This is a genomic window from Aureitalea sp. L0-47 (assembly GCF_026126405.1).
Taxonomy (GTDB): Bacteria; Bacteroidota; Bacteroidia; order Flavobacteriales; family Flavobacteriaceae; genus Pukyongia.
In genome coordinates, this window is the sequence record NZ_JAFMTQ010000017.1 from 17,351 (window position 1) to 33,612 (window position 16,262).

Here is a 16,262-nt window from a genome sequence, read left to right on the forward strand (position 1 = left end):
TGTGAAATATCCTCGGAATCTAATCTTTAATCGTATTAGTCTTAAGATTTGGGTTTCCGTACAAATGCAAACAGGCCCAAGCTGCAGGTGTAGGGTACTTATCATATACTTTCATGTTAGCATTGAACAATGATTCAGATATGGTTAATTGTGCATCCAGAGACCTTAAAAACTCCGGTAGCCAATACCTAGGAATGGTAACATCTAGTGCCCAAAACGGTGCAATAACAGCCTCGTAGCCCTGAGCAATAAATCTTTTGACCATTGAGGTAACATTGTTTCTGAAAAACTCAGATTTCATTGAGCCAGAATAGCAAACAAAGAATATAAGAATTTTTCCTGCTCCAATTACCTTGCTAAGATTATAGGTAGGCTCATCTTCCTGAAATATAATTTGAGTTTCAGAAATGTTCTTAGACCCATGAGAACAAACAACATTGATGTCAGCTGCTATTGGTCTTTCTAATTCTACTTGCGTTAATACTTCAAAATCATTCTCTTTCAATGTATTCTCTATACCACTATATAACCAGTTTAATGCAATATCTCCGCTTTCAACTGGGATCCAAATGGATTTACTGTAAGTTGGAGCTAAAGGAGCAACATCATTTGTTTGGAGTAACCATTCCGTTGAAAGAACATTGGTGACTGGAATATGTTTGGCTAAGAAATCCCCGTCTTCATTTAAAAATAGATTGTGAGGATATTTGGATAACTCCATGTCCTTTACGAAGTAAATTTCCTCTGCGTGCTTAGCAACTGGCAATATCGCTATACTTAATTGCTTCGTTATTTCATTTTCTTCTTCTTTGAATTCTTCAGGTGATATTTGCCTTACTCCACCTTTGTCTTTTACTGCATCTTCAAATGTCAGATCAGTGAAATAATTATTCCGAACTAATTCTTTAAATGCATCAAAATTCCAGTCTGCTAATGCGGAAAATGAATATTCGCCATTATATAATTCAAGCTGATATAATTTCCCTTCCGAAAATGCCAACCAAATCATCGATATATCTGATTTAACAGGTAATGCTTCTATAAATTTTTCACTATTCTCGTAAAGTGTTTCTATGCTGTCAACATCTACTTCTGGCAGTATCAGTGGGGCAATCTCTTTTGATTCCTTTTGCTTGAATAAAATACTATAATCGGACTTTAGCATCATTGATAGTAGAAATGCGGCTGCATCCTTTTTCTTTGTGCTATATTCAATTAGACGGCTTGAAATTTTAATCGCACTTTCATTATCGTAAACAAAGTCAGTAGAATATCGAGTTTCATTTAGTTTAATCAGTGATTCTTTCAAGTGCTTTTTTAAGTCTTCGGAATCTGCTTCTATAACATCCTTATACTTCTTGACCGTATCTGCTGGAACCATTACTTCAAAAATGTCAAGAAAAAAACCAAAGCCGGCATTACTAAAATCTGCTTTTGGATAAAACCTTCTCACATTGTACAATGTCAAGAGCCAAGGAAGCGCTTCATTAACACCACCTACTAATATCTCCTCTCTTTCCTTGCGCAAATAATCCAATAACTTCTCCGGTAGAGAAGGGTCCGTCATCATAAGCAATACAGTAAAATAGCTGTGGTCTAGTGATCTCCTTTCATAATTGAGAAATTTTAATTCGACAGGTATTTCACTATATATCTTTGCCGCCCATGGATAGAGCTTAACATTTCTATAAAACTTTATGCCTTGCCAAACGATTTCTTTGCTGAACTTTTCGGAAAATGGAGGCCCCTTTTTCAAAATGCAGGTTAGACTAAGGTTAGCATACATTAAAGAAGCATGAATGCTGCCAACATGCGAATACAAACGAAACGAATTGAAATATCCTAACTCTGGTAAGCCATCCCTATAGGATGATAATATTACTTCTTCTGCTATATCGCGTCCTGACTGATAATATTCCGAAGAGGCTAACCTATCAATAAGTAATCCTACTGCATGGTAAAACAATTCTGAATTGTTAAGCGATTTCAATATTTGCCTTAAAAAGGTAAACTGCATCATAGTTACTTCCACCATATCTTTATCCCAATTCAATTGCTTGGAATCAACTTGAAGCTTACCTATTATAAGAGCCGCCATCTTTCTTTTGTCCTCAACAGATAGAGATGAAATATCAAAATTTTCTTCAGATAATCTTTGTTGATTATTTTTTGCAAATGAAGCTTCAAATATTGGTTTCATCCTTTCAAGCGTATCATTATCGACATCGTGACCCATTATGGACAGGTCGAAAAAACTGAAATGTTTTGAGTTCATAAGCTGCTCATACAACTCAAAGAATAATGAAATTGAATAAGAAATTGAGTGCGGGTTATTGCTTTCTAAACTCGATAAGAACATCGGGACGTGCCTTCTGTACTCATTATAATCCGCAGCCATCTCAGATAGAATTTCTTGATATAATCTTTTCAGCTCATTTTCATGGTTGTGATGTTCGTTAAGTCGCTCATCAGTCATTTTTTGCTGAAACTCTAATACTATTTTTTCATCCATAACTAAATCTGAAACTCAAGAGAATTATGATATCATAGCACATAATTCGTTATATGTCTTATTTTAAAATTACATGCCATGCCCCTAAAATGGATGCGCGACAAAGGGTTCCGTTAAAAAAAGGGGAGAATTACTCAAAGATAGCAAAAGTTGATCTTCGAATTGGGAGGGATTTCCGTAAAATTATACAGGCTTCCAAAAAAGTTGCTGCAGAAAAATCAATTTTCCGTAACCTACCTTATCTGTTATCTCAACGATTTTGGCGACGCCATGGAAAATTTAACCGAAGCGCGACCATATCTGCAACAATTAGGAGGCAATGCATATCAATCGTTTAAAGAGGCGCAGCGGATACTAAGGAAGGTGAAGTATAGTTAGTGCAGTGAAATCATTGATTATAACTCAAAATCCTGGCGTTGATTTATAGCCCCTATTAGGTTCTGGGTATAGACTATACGATTTTCAATTTAGGGTTGGTTTCACGAATGAATCGTTGTTGAAATTCTCTGACATTCAAGTTGATAAATTTAGCCAAATCTTCTATTGAATAATTCAATTCTGTAATATGAAGTTTTACAACTTCCTTTATAACAAAAGGAATTTCTTTTGGGACTGGAATAGGTTCGCTCTTGTTGAGTCCTCTTTTAGAAAAACCAATTTGAAAATTTCTATAATCGTTTTGACTTATAGAACCAAGATCTCTAGCACGTCGTACCAATGCTCTCATCGAAACTTTCCAATATCTTTTTAGATCAGAAAGTTTATTAAAAGTCAGATTTCTTAGAGAACTCTTAATTTCATTTTCTGGCATTAAGAACTCTGAAGCGAAGCGATCAGCCTCTTTTTCAATAAAGGATGGATCAGAATTGAATCTAAAATGCATGATGAGATGTCCCAACTCGTGTGCAAGCGAAAACCTTTGTCTGTCTTGGGGCATACGCTCATTTAGATAGATAATATGAGTTCCATTATCACTGATCGTTGATACTGCGTCTGTTTTTTCATTAAACAGATCAGTAGTCACTATGACTATTCCATTTTTTTCCAATGTATTTACCAAATTTTCAACCGGACCTTTGCCAATATTCAGTTTCAAGCGAGCTTTGCGAGCAATTTGCTCCGGAGTTTCGACATTTGGGTCGCAGAACGGGATATTAAGATTTGGTAGTTCGATGGAATTCATAAGCGCATCAATATTCTGTCGAAATATTTTAATATTGGCTTCCATCTTCGATATAATTTTGTTGGAGATTGTAATTCTCTTCCGATAGTATAGATGACTTACCGGTGATGACGGTGTTGGTTGGTAAAAGAATTGTAAGGGATATTCTAATACTTGAGCTAATTTATAGAGTATATCATCACCAATGGTCTGCTCTCCTTTTTCTACTTTAGACAGCTTACCCTGTGAAATTGAGATGACTTTTGATAATTCAGTTTGAGAAAGACCTCTGGATTCCCGTGCCAGGCTGATCATTCTCGGGTTTAAATCATAAAGCATAGTTTATTGCGCCTGTTTATTAATTTTAGCGGAGTTCTTAACTTTAACGATAGGAGAATCTGGTTCAGGGGCTTTCAATTCTAAAACTCTAGAATCCCCCTTGTCTGTTATGTCAAAAGTATAAATAATATTCCTCGGAGAGGAGTAATATCGAAATTCTATTTTTCGAATCTCACTCCAATATTCGTCAACATCATATGTTAAAAACAATACATGCTTATCCAAATTTTGATGTTTGATTAGGTCATCCTGATATGTTCGTACATTTGAAACAGGAGATTTCTTAAAAAGGAGGACGTATTTATCATCTAAAATTCCAATCGATCTTCTAGTATAAGATAGTGATTGGACAAAATTAAAGCTTCTATGAGTGCAGTTCTTTTCAATACAGTGAATTATTGCGTCATTTAACATATTGGCCTTACTTGTTTTATGATAAAAGTGCTTATTACTTTCGTGAAATTGATTCCAGCCTTCGTATACACTTGTTGCTACTTGATCAAAAAAGAATGGATTTGATGGGTTTTCAAAATCTGAAGAGTCGAAACTTTCCTTTGAAGGGAAAAATTGTAATTGTTCTATTGTCATCTTAGGTAAATAATAATTAATGCAACAAACATAATAATATTATTCCAAAATGATTCCAAAACAATTCCTGAGATTTCAACATTTTTATTAACACCTGCCTATTTTTTCCTTGTGCATGCCGCCCACGGCAATGAATTCGGCGATTTGACGGCTGCTATGGATAAGTTTTTGGCACCCAAAAGAATCGGTGCGTTAAGTCAAATTTTCAGTGGACTTTTTTTTAAAACCTGAATTAAATCAACTCGGAACGAATTAAGCTGATTTATCTCCTTTATTGTAGCCAGTTAATTTAGAGAGGTATATCTTCTCCGTCATCTTCAATATCATCGTTTTCGTCAAATAATTCTTCGAAGGCTCTAAAAAAGCTATCATCTTCGTCTGGATCATAATCATAATAAGCAAGATTAATAAACTCGTAGTTTGGGTCTATCAATTCATCAAGTAATTCAAGCCCTAGTTCGGGATCGTTTGATTTTAGGTTAAAATTTCCTTCTTTATATTTTTCTTGTAATCTATCAGAATAGAGTTCCCCAAATACTCCCCAAGAATGAAACGAAATTAAATCTGATCTACCTAGCATTGTCTGTTTAAGTATGTCCCAAGTATGAAAACCTTCCATTCTAGGTTCGCAAAATTCCTCTAAAAATTCTCGTCCAGTTTCTGTTATAGATAGTAATGACTCGCCATGCCCATTGGGATCAAAATCTTTAATGATGTCCACAAATCTTTCTGTGATTGAATTTGGTTCGAAGTTCTCATCATGAAATAATCTTTCAAGGGATTGAAATGGTGAAAAATTTATTATTGTTATACTATACGGTGCAAGACTTAATTCCCAATTGTCCTTCCATAAGAATGCGAACCCGTGGTTTCTTTGTGAATTCCCTTTTGTCGCCATAGCGCTGATTGCTGTATTCATTTGTTCTAAATGAGCGTCCAATCTAGTTCTGTTATCTGGTTCTGAATATAAATTGTAGTCGTACAAACACAGCTGATACCCTCCCAAATGTTGATACCCAATTTTTAAAGATAAATTATCTTCTATGATAGAATCTATGTCGACTATTTTCAATTTTATTTTATCATCAATTTTTACAGGTTCAAGACAGATCAAATTTCTTTGAACCCAAAAGATTTCATGAAAAACATAGTGCCGAATTAACGTAGGCCATTCAGGAGATATTATGACGTTAACAATATCTCCATCTGAAATAAATGGCACATAAGATTTTACTTCACTCGCATATGCGCCTAATTCTGTGCCTCCTTCTCTAGTAGCATGTCCTGAATTTTTTATTTCAACAATAACTACACTTTCAGTTTCGAGTGCATACAATAAAAAATCTGGTTTTAGAGAATCTCCAATTTTGAATGAAATATTCTCATCTTCGGAAATTACTGAAGTATTATATAGTGATTTTAGAGAATGTGAGAAGCTTTGAAATATCTTTTTAGCAGCCAAAGAGTATGCTACGTATTCTTCAAAATCTTCAATATTTTGAATAAGGTCAGCTAATTGTGTTTTACTAGAAAATTCATCACTTAACCATTTTTGCATTTCTTTTTCCGAACTGAAAAATTCCTTACCCATATTTTTAATTGGTTACAACTTGTTATTTCATTAAATCAATTAACATTATCCGTTTCAAAATATGGGATATGCGTGTAGAGATAACCGTATGATCAAGGGGAGAATTACTCAAAGATAGCAAAAGTTGGACTTCGAAGCAGGAAGGTTTTCCCTAAAATTATAAACACTTTCACTAAAGTTGTTCCTGAAACATAAAATTCCCGAAAATGACCATTTTTTGTCTAGTTTAAGTCAAATTCACTCCCATTTGACTGTTTTTTAGTGAAAATAGGGGTGTTTCTGCCATTTTTACACATTTCCGATTTGTCGAATTGACACCAAACATATTGTGTTCATGGTTCGTTGTTTGTTATTCGGATTGTGCCATTTTTTATATGTTTTTATCAAAGATGAGTGTTTTTTGGCTCAATTTTGGGGTTTTTGAAGCGAAATCGGTCAATTTTGAGAGAAATGCTTAACTCGACGATTCATAATCTCTTTCAGAATAGAAAAACATCCTGTAGTTCCAATTGAAACATTTACCTGAAAATTCAGACCCATAGACGAAATATAAAATTATGGTAACAGGGCATCGCCCAAATTTCCTATCTTTAATATTCAATTTTCAAAACATCACTACATGGGACTTTTCGATAAAATAAAAGAAAAACTTAGTAACGAGTTCATCGACATCGTCGAGTGGCTGGATTACACGGATGATACCATCTGTCATCGTTTCGAACGCTACCAAAACGAGATCAAGAACAACGCCAAACTCATAGTCCGCGAAGGGCAGACGGCTGTCTTTGTCAATGAGGGTAAGCTGGCGGACGTTTTCGAGGCTGGAACTTATACGCTGAACACGCAAAACCTTCCGATCCTCACCACACTGAAAGGATGGAAATACGGCTTCGATAGCCCGTTCAAAGCTGAAGTGTATTTCGTAAATACACATTTGTTCACCGATGAGAAATGGGGCACCAAGAACCCCATCACTTTGAACGATGAACGTTTCGGACTGGTTGAGATCCGCGCCTTCGGAACCTATGCTTTCCGAATTAGTGATCCCGGGAAATTCATCGTGGACATTGTTGGAACCGACAATAACTTTACCAATTTCGAGATCAACGAACACCTGAAAAGTTTGATCGCTACGCGATTCACAGACACGGTGGGAGAAGCCAATCTGCCTATCGAGCTCTACGCTGCAAATACTACCGAACTGAGTGAAACCTGTAAAGAGGTGATGCAGCCGGAATTTGAGAGTGTTGGGATCGCCCTCGAGAAATTCTTTATAGAGAACGTTTCCATGCCGGAAGATCTTAAAAAGGAGATCTTTGAGTATAGCAGGATCGACAAGCTGGACCTTGACAAATTGACCAAATTCAAAACCGCCAAAGCCATCGAAGCCGCTGCCACAAACGAAGGCGGAACGGCTGGTGCCGGAATGGGAATGGGAATGGGCTTTGTCCTTGCACAGCAAATGGGTGGTATGATGTCGCCTCAAATGGGCGGACAGCAAATGCCACCTCAACAACAGGCGGCTGTACCTCCTCCGGTTCCACAAGCGGTTCAGTATTTTTATGCTATTAACGGACATCAATCCGGACCTGTAAGTTTTGAGCAGTTAAGTGCACTATTTGCCAACCGAACCGTGAATCGAGATTCATTGATCTGGAAGCAGGGAATGTCCGGCTGGACTCCTTTAAAAGATGTGGAAGAATTGAAAGCCTTCCTGGGAGGAAGTACACCTCCACCGCTTCCGGGAGCCTAAGAGCTTATGCAGCAAGCACCTGAGAAAAAAGCCGAGTTAAAGAAATCCTGCGTCAACTGCGGGGCGGAATTGCTGTATGCGCCCGGAACCACAGAACTAAAATGTGAATACTGCGGTCATTCCCAGGACATCCCTGAAAATGAACTTGGTTTCGAAGAACTCGAGCTGAATACCTACCTCGATTCTCTGGGCCATCATTCGCATAGCCAGTCCATACTCATGCTTCAATGTAAGAGTTGTGGAGCCAACCAGCACATAGAGGAAAACTACAAATCACTTCATTGTGTGTATTGCAATTCTCCTTTGATCATCGAGGACGCTCAGAAGGAAGAATGGATACTGCCAGGTGCAGTATTACCCTTCCAGATCGACCAGGGAAAGGCGCATCAGATATTTCAGAAATGGGTAAAAAAATTGTGGTGGGCCCCGAATAAACTGAAAAAGGCAAGCCTGGATCCCCAGAATACCAAAGGTCTTTATTCACCATACTGGACCTTCGACGCACAGTTGTTTGCTACCTATACAGGTCAGCGAGGCGATTATTACTACGTAAGTGTTCCGTATACCACAGTCGTGAATGGTAAGAACGTTACAAAAATGCGACAGGAAAGAAGAACTCGTTGGACTCCGGCTAGTGGAAGTATCTCGGGCTTTATCGATGATACACTGATCAAAGCATCCAAACAGCAATCCGGGAAAATACCCAGGAAAGTTGCACGCTGGGATCTTGGCAAATTAGTACCCTTCGACAGCAGTTACCTTGCTGGTTTTGTTACTGAAAAGTATACCATTTCGTTGAAAGACGGGCACCTGGACGCGACCAAGGAAGCAGAGCGCATAGCCGATCGCTGGGCCCGACGGGACATTGGAGGGGATACGCAACGCGTTAGCTCAATCGATATGAAGTTAAGTGATGAGACCTTTAAGCACATTCTGTTACCGGTTTATATTTCTGCTTACAGGTACAATGGTAAACGCTATAACTTCTTCGTAAACGGTCAATCCGGTGTCTTATCCGGTCAGCGGCCGTATTCGTTCTGGAAGATTTTCTTCTTTGTTTTAACCATCCTTGCCGTGTTGGCGGCTATCATTTATTTCACCAACCAGGGATGAGGACATTAGTGGTTGGAGACATACACGGAGGGTTAAGAGCTTTAGAACAGGTCCTGGAGCGGGCGCAGGTTTCTTCAAATGATAAGGTGATCTTCGTAGGAGATTATGTAGATGGCTGGAGTGAAAATGCTGAAACCATTCGGTTCCTGATGAATTTTTCCGAATCCTATTCCTGTGTTTTCCTTAGGGGAAATCACGATGAACTGGTGTATAATTTTCTGAAAAAAGGAGATGACCGAGCCATGTGGCTGGCACACGGAGGTCAGGCATCCAAGGACAGTTATGCAAAGCTTTCCGAAGAAGAAATAGAGAAACACATCGCTTTCTACGAAGCCCTGGAGTACTACCATATAGACAAAGAGAACAGGTTGTTCCTGCATGCCGGTTTTACCAATATGCATGGTCCGCAACACGAGTATTATCCGAATATGGTATACTGGGATAGAACGCTCTGGGAAATGGCTTGTAGTTTAGATCCTGATATATCATCGGATAATCCGTTTTATCCAAGGCGATTAACGCTATTCCGTGAGATCTACATTGGACATACGCCGGTTACCCGGATTGGAGAAATCACTCCCCAACAAAAAGCCAATGTGTGGAATGTGGATACGGGGGCTGCTTTCAAAGGGCTGCTTTCTATCATAGATGCGGACAGCAAAGAATTCTGGCAAAGCGATCCGGTGTGGACGCTATACCCCGATGAAAAAGGCCGGAATTAAGCTTCGATATATTCTTTGTAAACCGCGATAGGAATTAGCGCCGTCCACCCGCAAAAATCTTTCTTTGCCGGCATTCCATAGGAAACCAGGTCCGGGGCATAATTCTCCCAGAAGGTGCCGGTAGCTTCAAAAACAGTGGCCACATTTCGGTAGATCTTACCAGCCAGGTCCTTGGCGAGTTCATCTTCTCCGTATTCGGATAGTCCTCTTAACACCATATAAGCTGTGGGTGCCCATACGCCTCCCAGCCAGTAATCACCCCAGCCAACATAGTCTGGATCGGCTGCGGATAATGCAGGAAGTGGTGTTTTTCGGTAGAACTCATCCGGATTACGAAGGTGTTCAAGGAAGGATTTCAATCGATCTTTGGGAACTACTTTTCCAAGCAATGCCCAGTACATTCCAATATGCCTGCGCGGTACTTGCTTATCGAAACCGAGGTCGTAGTAAAATTTATCCTTGTCGTTCCAGCATTTATCGTTAACCGCTTTTTTAATTCGAGCGTGAATATCTTCGTATTGTGAAACATCAGCTTCATTACCGGTAAGGGTTGCCATTTCTTTTAGCTGAACCGCATACATCGCCATCTGGCAAGAGAAATCAACCAATCTCGCTTGTTTGTTCCATACTCCCTGCTTCGTCTCAACGTACTCTGCAATAAATGCATTTAATCTTTCTTCCCCTGAGACATTCATTCTACCTAGCTTTTCTCCAAGTTCATGATGGGTCATTCCGTTACCTTCTTGAGGCTCCCAATCGCGGGGTGCGCGAGGGATATTATCCATTCCCATTCCAAGGGTATCTCCGTAGAAAAGGTTGTCCTCCATCATATAGGTTTTCACATGGAACTCGAAGTTCTTTTTCAGTATTGGATATACCTTTTTGAGTCGGAGCATATCCTTTGAAACCTTGTATATCTCCCATTCCGCAAAGGCCAGAAGTGGTGGATTGATGGAAACCGGGTGATCTTTAGACCAGAGTGGGCGACCATCCTGCCTGTATTCGCGACAGATATAACCATCTTCCTCCATTTGCTCGTAGAAATTATCGAGTGCCTGGTAGACCGGGAGTTCGCTAAGGTGATACTTTGCAAAGCAGCACATAAAACAGGTGTCCCAGAGAAAAATATTCGGGGAGAAGGCCGCATCTATAAACGGTTTTTTGAAAAAGGGTTCTGCAACGCCGCCTCTCACCTTGGATTTGGTAATTTCCAGGGCTTTGGCATACATGGTGTCTGCCAGTTCCTTGGAAACTGTACTCTTATTTGTGTTATTTGTTTCTTCGGAAGGGTCCTCGGTTTGCTGTTCGCAGGCTGAAAGCATTCCCAGCCCAATCACTCCCCCGGCGATTGAGAGATTTTTGGCAAAGTCTCTTCGTTTCATAAGCAAGCGGTTTTAAAGCAAGATACCAATAAAATAAAAACCGCCTCGAATGAGGCGGTTTCTTATCTATGTAGATGCAATTACAGATCGAATTTGATCCCCTGAGCAAGAGGTAATTCAGTAGTGTAATTGATGGTATTCGTCTGGCGTCTCATGTAGATCTTCCAGGCATCACTTCCGCTTTCACGTCCGCCACCGGTTTCCTTTTCACCTCCGAAGGCACCACCAATCTCGGCTCCACTCGTACCGATATTTACGTTCGCGATACCACAATCACTTCCGGCATGGCTGAGGAAACGTTCGGCTTCCCTCAGGTTATTCGTCATAATAGCTGAAGAAAGACCTTGCACCACTCCATTCTGGATGTCGATCGCATTTTCAACATCCCCGGAGTATTTCAGTAAGTATAAAATTGGCGCAAAAGTTTCGTGTTGTACGATCTCGTAAGTATTATCCGCTTCAGCAATCGCTGGCTTCACATAACATCCGCTTTCGTATCCTTCTCCTTCAAGTACACCACCTTCAACAACCAGGTTTCCACCTTCTTCAACTACCCTCTTCAATGCGTCCTGATACATGGCAACAGCATCTTTATCGATAAGTGGGCCAACGTGGTTATTCTCATCCAGTGGATTTCCAATTCTGAGTTGTCCGTAGGCAGCCACTACAGCGTCTTTTACTTTGTCGTATACACTTTCATGGATGATCAATCTTCGTGTAGAAGTACAGCGTTGTCCGCAGGTTCCTACCGCGCCAAATACCGCTCCGATCACCGTCATTTTGATATCGGCATCGGGAGTTACGATGATGGCATTGTTTCCACCAAGTTCTAGCAATGACTTCCCGAGTCGTTCACCAACAGTTTTCGCAACAATCTTACCCATACGGGTGGATCCCGTTGCAGAAATAAGAGGAACTCGCTTGTCGGTGGTCATGTATTCCCCTACTTTGTAATCTCCATTGATCAGACAAGAAATACCTTCAGGCAGGTTGTTATCTGCAAAGACTTTTGCTGCTATCTTCTGACAGGCAATTCCGCATAGCGGCGCTTTTTCCGAAGGTTTCCAAACACAAACATCTCCACATATCCAGGCAAGAGCTGTGTTCCAGCTCCAAACAGCTACAGGGAAGTTAAAGGCAGAAATGATACCTACAACTCCCAGCGGGTGATATTGTTCATACATTCTGTGTCCGGGTCGCTCACTGTGCATGGTAAATCCGTGCAACTGACGCGAAAGACCCACTGCGAAATCACAGATGTCTATCATTTCCTGTACCTCGCCAAGTCCCTCCTGGTAACTTTTACCCATTTCATAGGAAACCAATTTACCAAGTGGTTCTTTTAAACGACGAAGTTCTTCGCCAAACTGGCGAACGATCTCCCCTCGCTGAGGTGCCGGCATAACACGCCAGGATTTAAAGGCCTCCAAAGCCGTTTTCATCATCTGTTCGTATTCATCTTTGGTGGTCGTTGTGACCTTCCCAATAAGCTTTCCGTCTACTGGAGAATAGGAAGCAATGGTCTCTTCGCCCGGCATCCAATTCGAGCCTGTGGAGGTGCCGTAATTTACCTCCTGAACACCTAATTTCTCAAGGGCTTCTTCAATTCCGAAGGAAGTTGCTGCAGTTATCATATTGTATAATTTTTTATGCTGAATTTAATACTGCGAAGGTACGTAATCCCTTCGGAAATAGAAATGATATTCAGGGCTTTCGTCTAGAGATCAGGGTTGGATCATTTTCATTTCCCATCCATCATTTTTCTTGCTGAATACTTTACGGAAATGCAACCTTGTTTTCCTGAACTCCATGAATTCGTAGCGAAAGGGTTCAATCTGAAAACCACTCCAATGCTCTGGCCTTTGGATTTCTTTATCCTTCATATCCTCGAGCATAATTCGATATCTCCCTTCCAGCATCTCCCAGGATAAAAGTTCAGCCCCCTGTTCACTTATTAAGCTTACCACCTGAGCCTCCTTACGTCTGTCCTGGAAGAGGAAGTTGGAGGTTTCATCATTTGCTTTCGAAACAACGCCTTGAATTCTCACTTGCCTCATGGATTCTTCCCACCAGAATGTGAGTGCTACATTTTTATTTGCATCAATCTCCTTTGCTTTTAGAGAACTAGTGGGAGAACCAAATATAAGGTAGGGGTATTCGAGTCCTTTTATTGAAATGTTACGTGCATTGGGTAAGCCATCCTCACCCACAGTCGATAAGACGCAGGCTCCGGTGAATTTGCTATTTGATTTTGAACTGTACTCGTGAAACCAATGGGTAAAAACCAAAAATGGGTGTGGCTGCTCTTCCGGTTCTAAATCCTTCATCAGTCCTCGCTCACAAACCTTGGATCGGCTTCCATCACATGACCGCAATTATTACAGGTTCGCATATCTTCAGAACCATAGAATTCTTTAAAATGCTTCAGAAAATCCTTCTCGATGTCGTGAAGTGGAAAATAGACTTCGTGAAGTTTGTTATTGCAGTTGTCACAGAACCACAGCAGACCGTCCTTGGCATCCATGTCGTCTCGTTTTCGCTCAACAACCAAACCTATGGATCCCTCGCTGCGGTTCGGAGAATGCGGAACTTTAGCCGGATGAAGGTACATATCTCCAGGGCCTAATGGCATGACTTTGCGTTCACCATCTTCCTGAATGATGACCTCAATATTCCCTTCTAACTGGTAGAAAAGTTCCTCCGTTTCGTTGTAGTGGTAGTCCTTTCTTGCATTCGGACCGGCAACTATCATTACGATATAGTCGTCGGACTCTTTGTAAAGGTTCTTATTCCCCACAGGAGGTTTCAACAGGTCTCTGTTCTGTTCTACCCATTGATTTAAATTGAAAGGTTTTGGAATAGCCATTGCCGTACTTTATATGTGCAAACATAAAAGTACGGCAATTGCTTAACTTATAAAAAAAGTAATGTTATTTTCTATAGAACAGCTGGGTGAAGTAAAAATCCCCACGTTCGTTAGCGATGATCCCAAAACCGGAATGAGTAAACAATCCTTCAATGATCTTTCTGTGTCCGGGACTGTTTAGCCAGGCATGAACCACATCCTCGGCGGTTTCGTAACCGTAGGCTACGTTCTCACCAACGATCTTCGCACCTCTGTCTTTCAGAGCTTGCGAACGCACACCGAAGTTATCGTGACTCAGGCGTGACTTTTCAATCATATACTGGGTGTGTTCCACAGCATAGGCTGAAGCATACGTCTGATCTCTTTTGATTGCCGGCAAATCGAGCGTTGCACGGTGTTGGTTCACCAGGTCGAGAACGGCATCGGCCAACTCCCAATCGGTTTCCATGGCAAGGTTAAGATCAATAGTGTAATTGGCTTCTTCAACAACGACAGATTCGTCTTTGGAGCATGAGACTACGGTAGCAAATAATACCATAGCCAGTAGGCTGGTTTTTACAAGTTTCATAAGCGGGGGGCATCAAATTTGGGGCATGATGCTTCGTCAAATATAGAAAAAAAATCATTAAAAATGTATTTCAGCGTATTTTTTATGCACTTTATCGATGAAATGCACGCTCTGTGTAAGATTTAAATGACTGAAAATTCAATCTCACCTTCGGAAAACAGGGCCTTTTTTGGTATATTCGGAACTCAATATAAAAAAGAGTCGATGTCCAGAATTTTTATTCTCCTAAGTCTTGTTTCCCTGCTATTTAGCTGTGAAAACAACCCAAAAACCACTGAAAATGACAGCACTTCTTCCGAAAATGTGGCTGAAGCAGCACCAACTTTCGGGATCGTGATCCATGGAGGAGCAGGAACCATCCTAAAGAAAAATATGTCTGATTCTATGGAAACGGCCTACAAGCAAAAACTGGAGGAAGCCATTCGAGTGGGCCATGAAATTCTAGTAAACGGTGGTACAGCTATGGAAGCCGTGACGAGGACGATCAATGTCATGGAGGACTCACCGCTTTTCAATGCTGGAAAAGGATCTGTTTTTACACACGATGAAACCAACGAAATGGACGCTTCGGTGATGGACGGTGCTACCCTGAACGCCGGTGCGGTAGCGGGGGTTACCCGGGTAAGAAACCCTATCGACCTCGCTGTTGAAGTCATGGACAATTCTCCCCACGTTATGCTTGCGGGAAAGGGTGCCGAATCCTTTGCTGAAGAAAGGGGTATCGAACTAGTAGAACCTTCTTATTTCTATACCGAACGTCGATTCCAGTCGCTTCAGAGGATTAAGAAAATTGAAAAGGATCGACAGGTATCGGCTACTTTTGAGGATCCCTTTATAAAAGATTCGAAATTCGGAACGGTAGGTTGTGCCGCCCTGGACAAGAATGGCAACCTGGCTGCGGGAACTTCAACTGGCGGGATGACCAACAAACGGTGGAACCGAATTGGAGATGCCCCTATCATCGGTGCAGGCACCTACGCCAACAACACTACCTGCGCGGTATCTTCAACAGGATGGGGAGAGTATTTCATCCGGGCGATGGTAGCGCATGATATTTCCGCCATGATGGAGTACAAAGGAGTTAGCCTACAGGAGGCTGCTTCAGAAGTAATTCAGAAAAAAGTACCGGACCTGGGAGGTGATGGGGGAATTGTTGCCATCGATAAGGACGGAAATGTCGCCATGGAATTCAACACAGCGGGAATGTACCGAGCCCACATGAACGCAGATGGGGAACTAAGCATTGGAATCTACAAAAACGAATAAGATGTCCTATTACGCCGTCATTTTTACCAATGAACTTTCGGAGGACACGGAAGGGTATACCGAGATGGCAACAAAAATGGAAGAACTCGCCAAACAGCAACCCGGTTACCTGGGCTTCGAAAGCGCCAGGGACGGACTGGGGATATCCATCAGCTATTGGGAAAGCCTTGAAGACATTAAAAACTGGAAGGAAAACATAGATCATTTGGAAGCACAATCTACAGGCCGTAATCGCTGGTATCAATGGTATAAAACGCGTATCTGCAAGATAGAACGCGAGTATGAGTTTCGAAGAGGAACATAGCCTTTTTGTTAAACTTCTGATAAATGTTAAAATTCAGTATACCAAGACAACAAAGCAGCTCGTTTTAAAGGCAACCCTTACCCACCCAGCAGACGA

The 16,262-nt window shown here is 41.0% G+C and carries 15 protein-coding genes; 6 read left to right on the forward strand and 9 right to left on the reverse strand.

The features are described 5' to 3' along the window. Positions 1–19: 19 nt before the first annotated feature. A complete protein-coding gene (locus J1N09_RS13730; protein WP_265200810.1) occupies positions 20–2,512 on the reverse strand; it encodes a hypothetical protein in 2,493 nt (830 codons plus the stop codon). Between the two features lie 150 nt (positions 2,513–2,662). Between J1N09_RS13730 and J1N09_RS13735 the strand changes: the two genes are divergently transcribed. Further along, positions 2,663–2,890, forward strand: a complete 228-nt coding sequence (locus J1N09_RS13735) for a DUF5929 domain-containing protein (protein WP_265200811.1) — start codon at positions 2,663–2,665, stop codon at positions 2,888–2,890. A gap of 73 nt (positions 2,891–2,963) precedes the next feature. Here the strand turns inward: J1N09_RS13735 and J1N09_RS13740 are convergent, their stop codons facing one another. The 3 genes from J1N09_RS13740 to J1N09_RS13750 form a co-directional block, all read right to left on the reverse strand. After that, complete coding sequence (locus tag J1N09_RS13740) at positions 2,964–3,989, reverse strand: helix-turn-helix domain-containing protein (protein WP_265200812.1); 1,026 nt, start codon at positions 3,987–3,989, stop codon at positions 2,964–2,966. 27 nt (positions 3,990–4,016) lie between these two features. Further along, on the reverse strand, positions 4,017–4,601 hold the full coding sequence (locus tag J1N09_RS13745) for a hypothetical protein (RefSeq protein WP_265200813.1): 585 nt from the start codon (positions 4,599–4,601) through the stop codon (positions 4,017–4,019). A gap of 289 nt (positions 4,602–4,890) precedes the next feature. Beyond that, a complete protein-coding gene (locus J1N09_RS13750; protein ID WP_265200814.1) occupies positions 4,891–6,192 on the reverse strand; it encodes a hypothetical protein in 1,302 nt (433 codons plus the stop codon). A gap of 619 nt (positions 6,193–6,811) precedes the next feature. On the opposite strand from J1N09_RS13750, the gene J1N09_RS13755 reads away from it, so the two are divergent. The 3 genes from J1N09_RS13755 to J1N09_RS13765 are packed head-to-tail and all read left to right on the forward strand — an operon-like array spanning position 6,812 to position 9,780. Beyond that, positions 6,812–7,945: an SPFH domain-containing protein gene (locus J1N09_RS13755; RefSeq protein WP_265200815.1), complete on the forward strand. Its 1,134-nt coding sequence runs from the start codon at positions 6,812–6,814 to the stop codon at positions 7,943–7,945. 6 nt (positions 7,946–7,951) lie between these two features. Beyond that, positions 7,952–9,058 (forward strand): DNA helicase PriA, encoded by a 1,107-nt coding sequence (locus tag J1N09_RS13760; RefSeq protein WP_265200816.1) that lies wholly within the window; start codon positions 7,952–7,954, stop codon positions 9,056–9,058. Further along, a complete protein-coding gene (locus J1N09_RS13765) occupies positions 9,055–9,780 on the forward strand; it encodes a metallophosphoesterase family protein (protein ID WP_265200817.1) in 726 nt (241 codons plus the stop codon). The genes J1N09_RS13760 and J1N09_RS13765 overlap by 4 nt, the downstream gene beginning before the upstream one ends. Here the strand turns inward: J1N09_RS13765 and J1N09_RS13770 are convergent. The 5 genes from J1N09_RS13770 to J1N09_RS13790 all read right to left on the reverse strand — a co-directional run bounded on the left by J1N09_RS13770 (position 9,777) and on the right by J1N09_RS13790 (position 14,596). Continuing rightward, positions 9,777–11,162 carry an MGH1-like glycoside hydrolase domain-containing protein gene (locus tag J1N09_RS13770; protein ID WP_265200818.1) on the reverse strand — a complete coding sequence of 462 codons (1,386 nt, stop codon included), beginning with the start codon at positions 11,160–11,162 and terminating at the stop codon, positions 9,777–9,779. The two genes, J1N09_RS13765 and J1N09_RS13770, sit on opposite strands and share 4 nt — an antisense overlap. An 80-nt stretch (positions 11,163–11,242) precedes the next feature. Beyond that, positions 11,243–12,796, reverse strand: coding sequence for an aldehyde dehydrogenase family protein (locus J1N09_RS13775; protein ID WP_265200820.1), 1,554 nt, complete (start codon positions 12,794–12,796; stop codon positions 11,243–11,245). A gap of 90 nt (positions 12,797–12,886) precedes the next feature. Beyond that, positions 12,887–13,489, reverse strand: coding sequence for a pyridoxal 5'-phosphate synthase (locus J1N09_RS13780; RefSeq protein ID WP_265200822.1), 603 nt, complete (start codon positions 13,487–13,489; stop codon positions 12,887–12,889). Beyond that, a complete protein-coding gene (locus J1N09_RS13785) occupies positions 13,489–14,028 on the reverse strand; it encodes a 3-hydroxyanthranilate 3,4-dioxygenase (protein WP_265200823.1) in 540 nt (179 codons plus the stop codon). The genes J1N09_RS13780 and J1N09_RS13785 overlap by 1 nt, the downstream gene beginning before the upstream one ends. A 64-nt stretch (positions 14,029–14,092) precedes the next feature. Continuing rightward, positions 14,093–14,596, reverse strand: coding sequence for a CAP domain-containing protein (locus J1N09_RS13790; protein ID WP_265200824.1), 504 nt, complete (start codon positions 14,594–14,596; stop codon positions 14,093–14,095). 204 nt (positions 14,597–14,800) lie between these two features. Between J1N09_RS13790 and J1N09_RS13795 the strand changes: the two genes are divergently transcribed. Both J1N09_RS13795 and J1N09_RS13800 read left to right on the forward strand, forming a co-directional pair. Beyond that, on the forward strand, positions 14,801–15,862 hold the full coding sequence (locus J1N09_RS13795) for an isoaspartyl peptidase/L-asparaginase family protein (protein ID WP_265200825.1): 1,062 nt from the start codon (positions 14,801–14,803) through the stop codon (positions 15,860–15,862). A gap of 1 nt (position 15,863) precedes the next feature. Next, on the forward strand, positions 15,864–16,166 hold the full coding sequence (locus J1N09_RS13800) for an antibiotic biosynthesis monooxygenase family protein (protein WP_265200826.1): 303 nt from the start codon (positions 15,864–15,866) through the stop codon (positions 16,164–16,166). Positions 16,167–16,262: the final 96 nt, after the last annotated feature.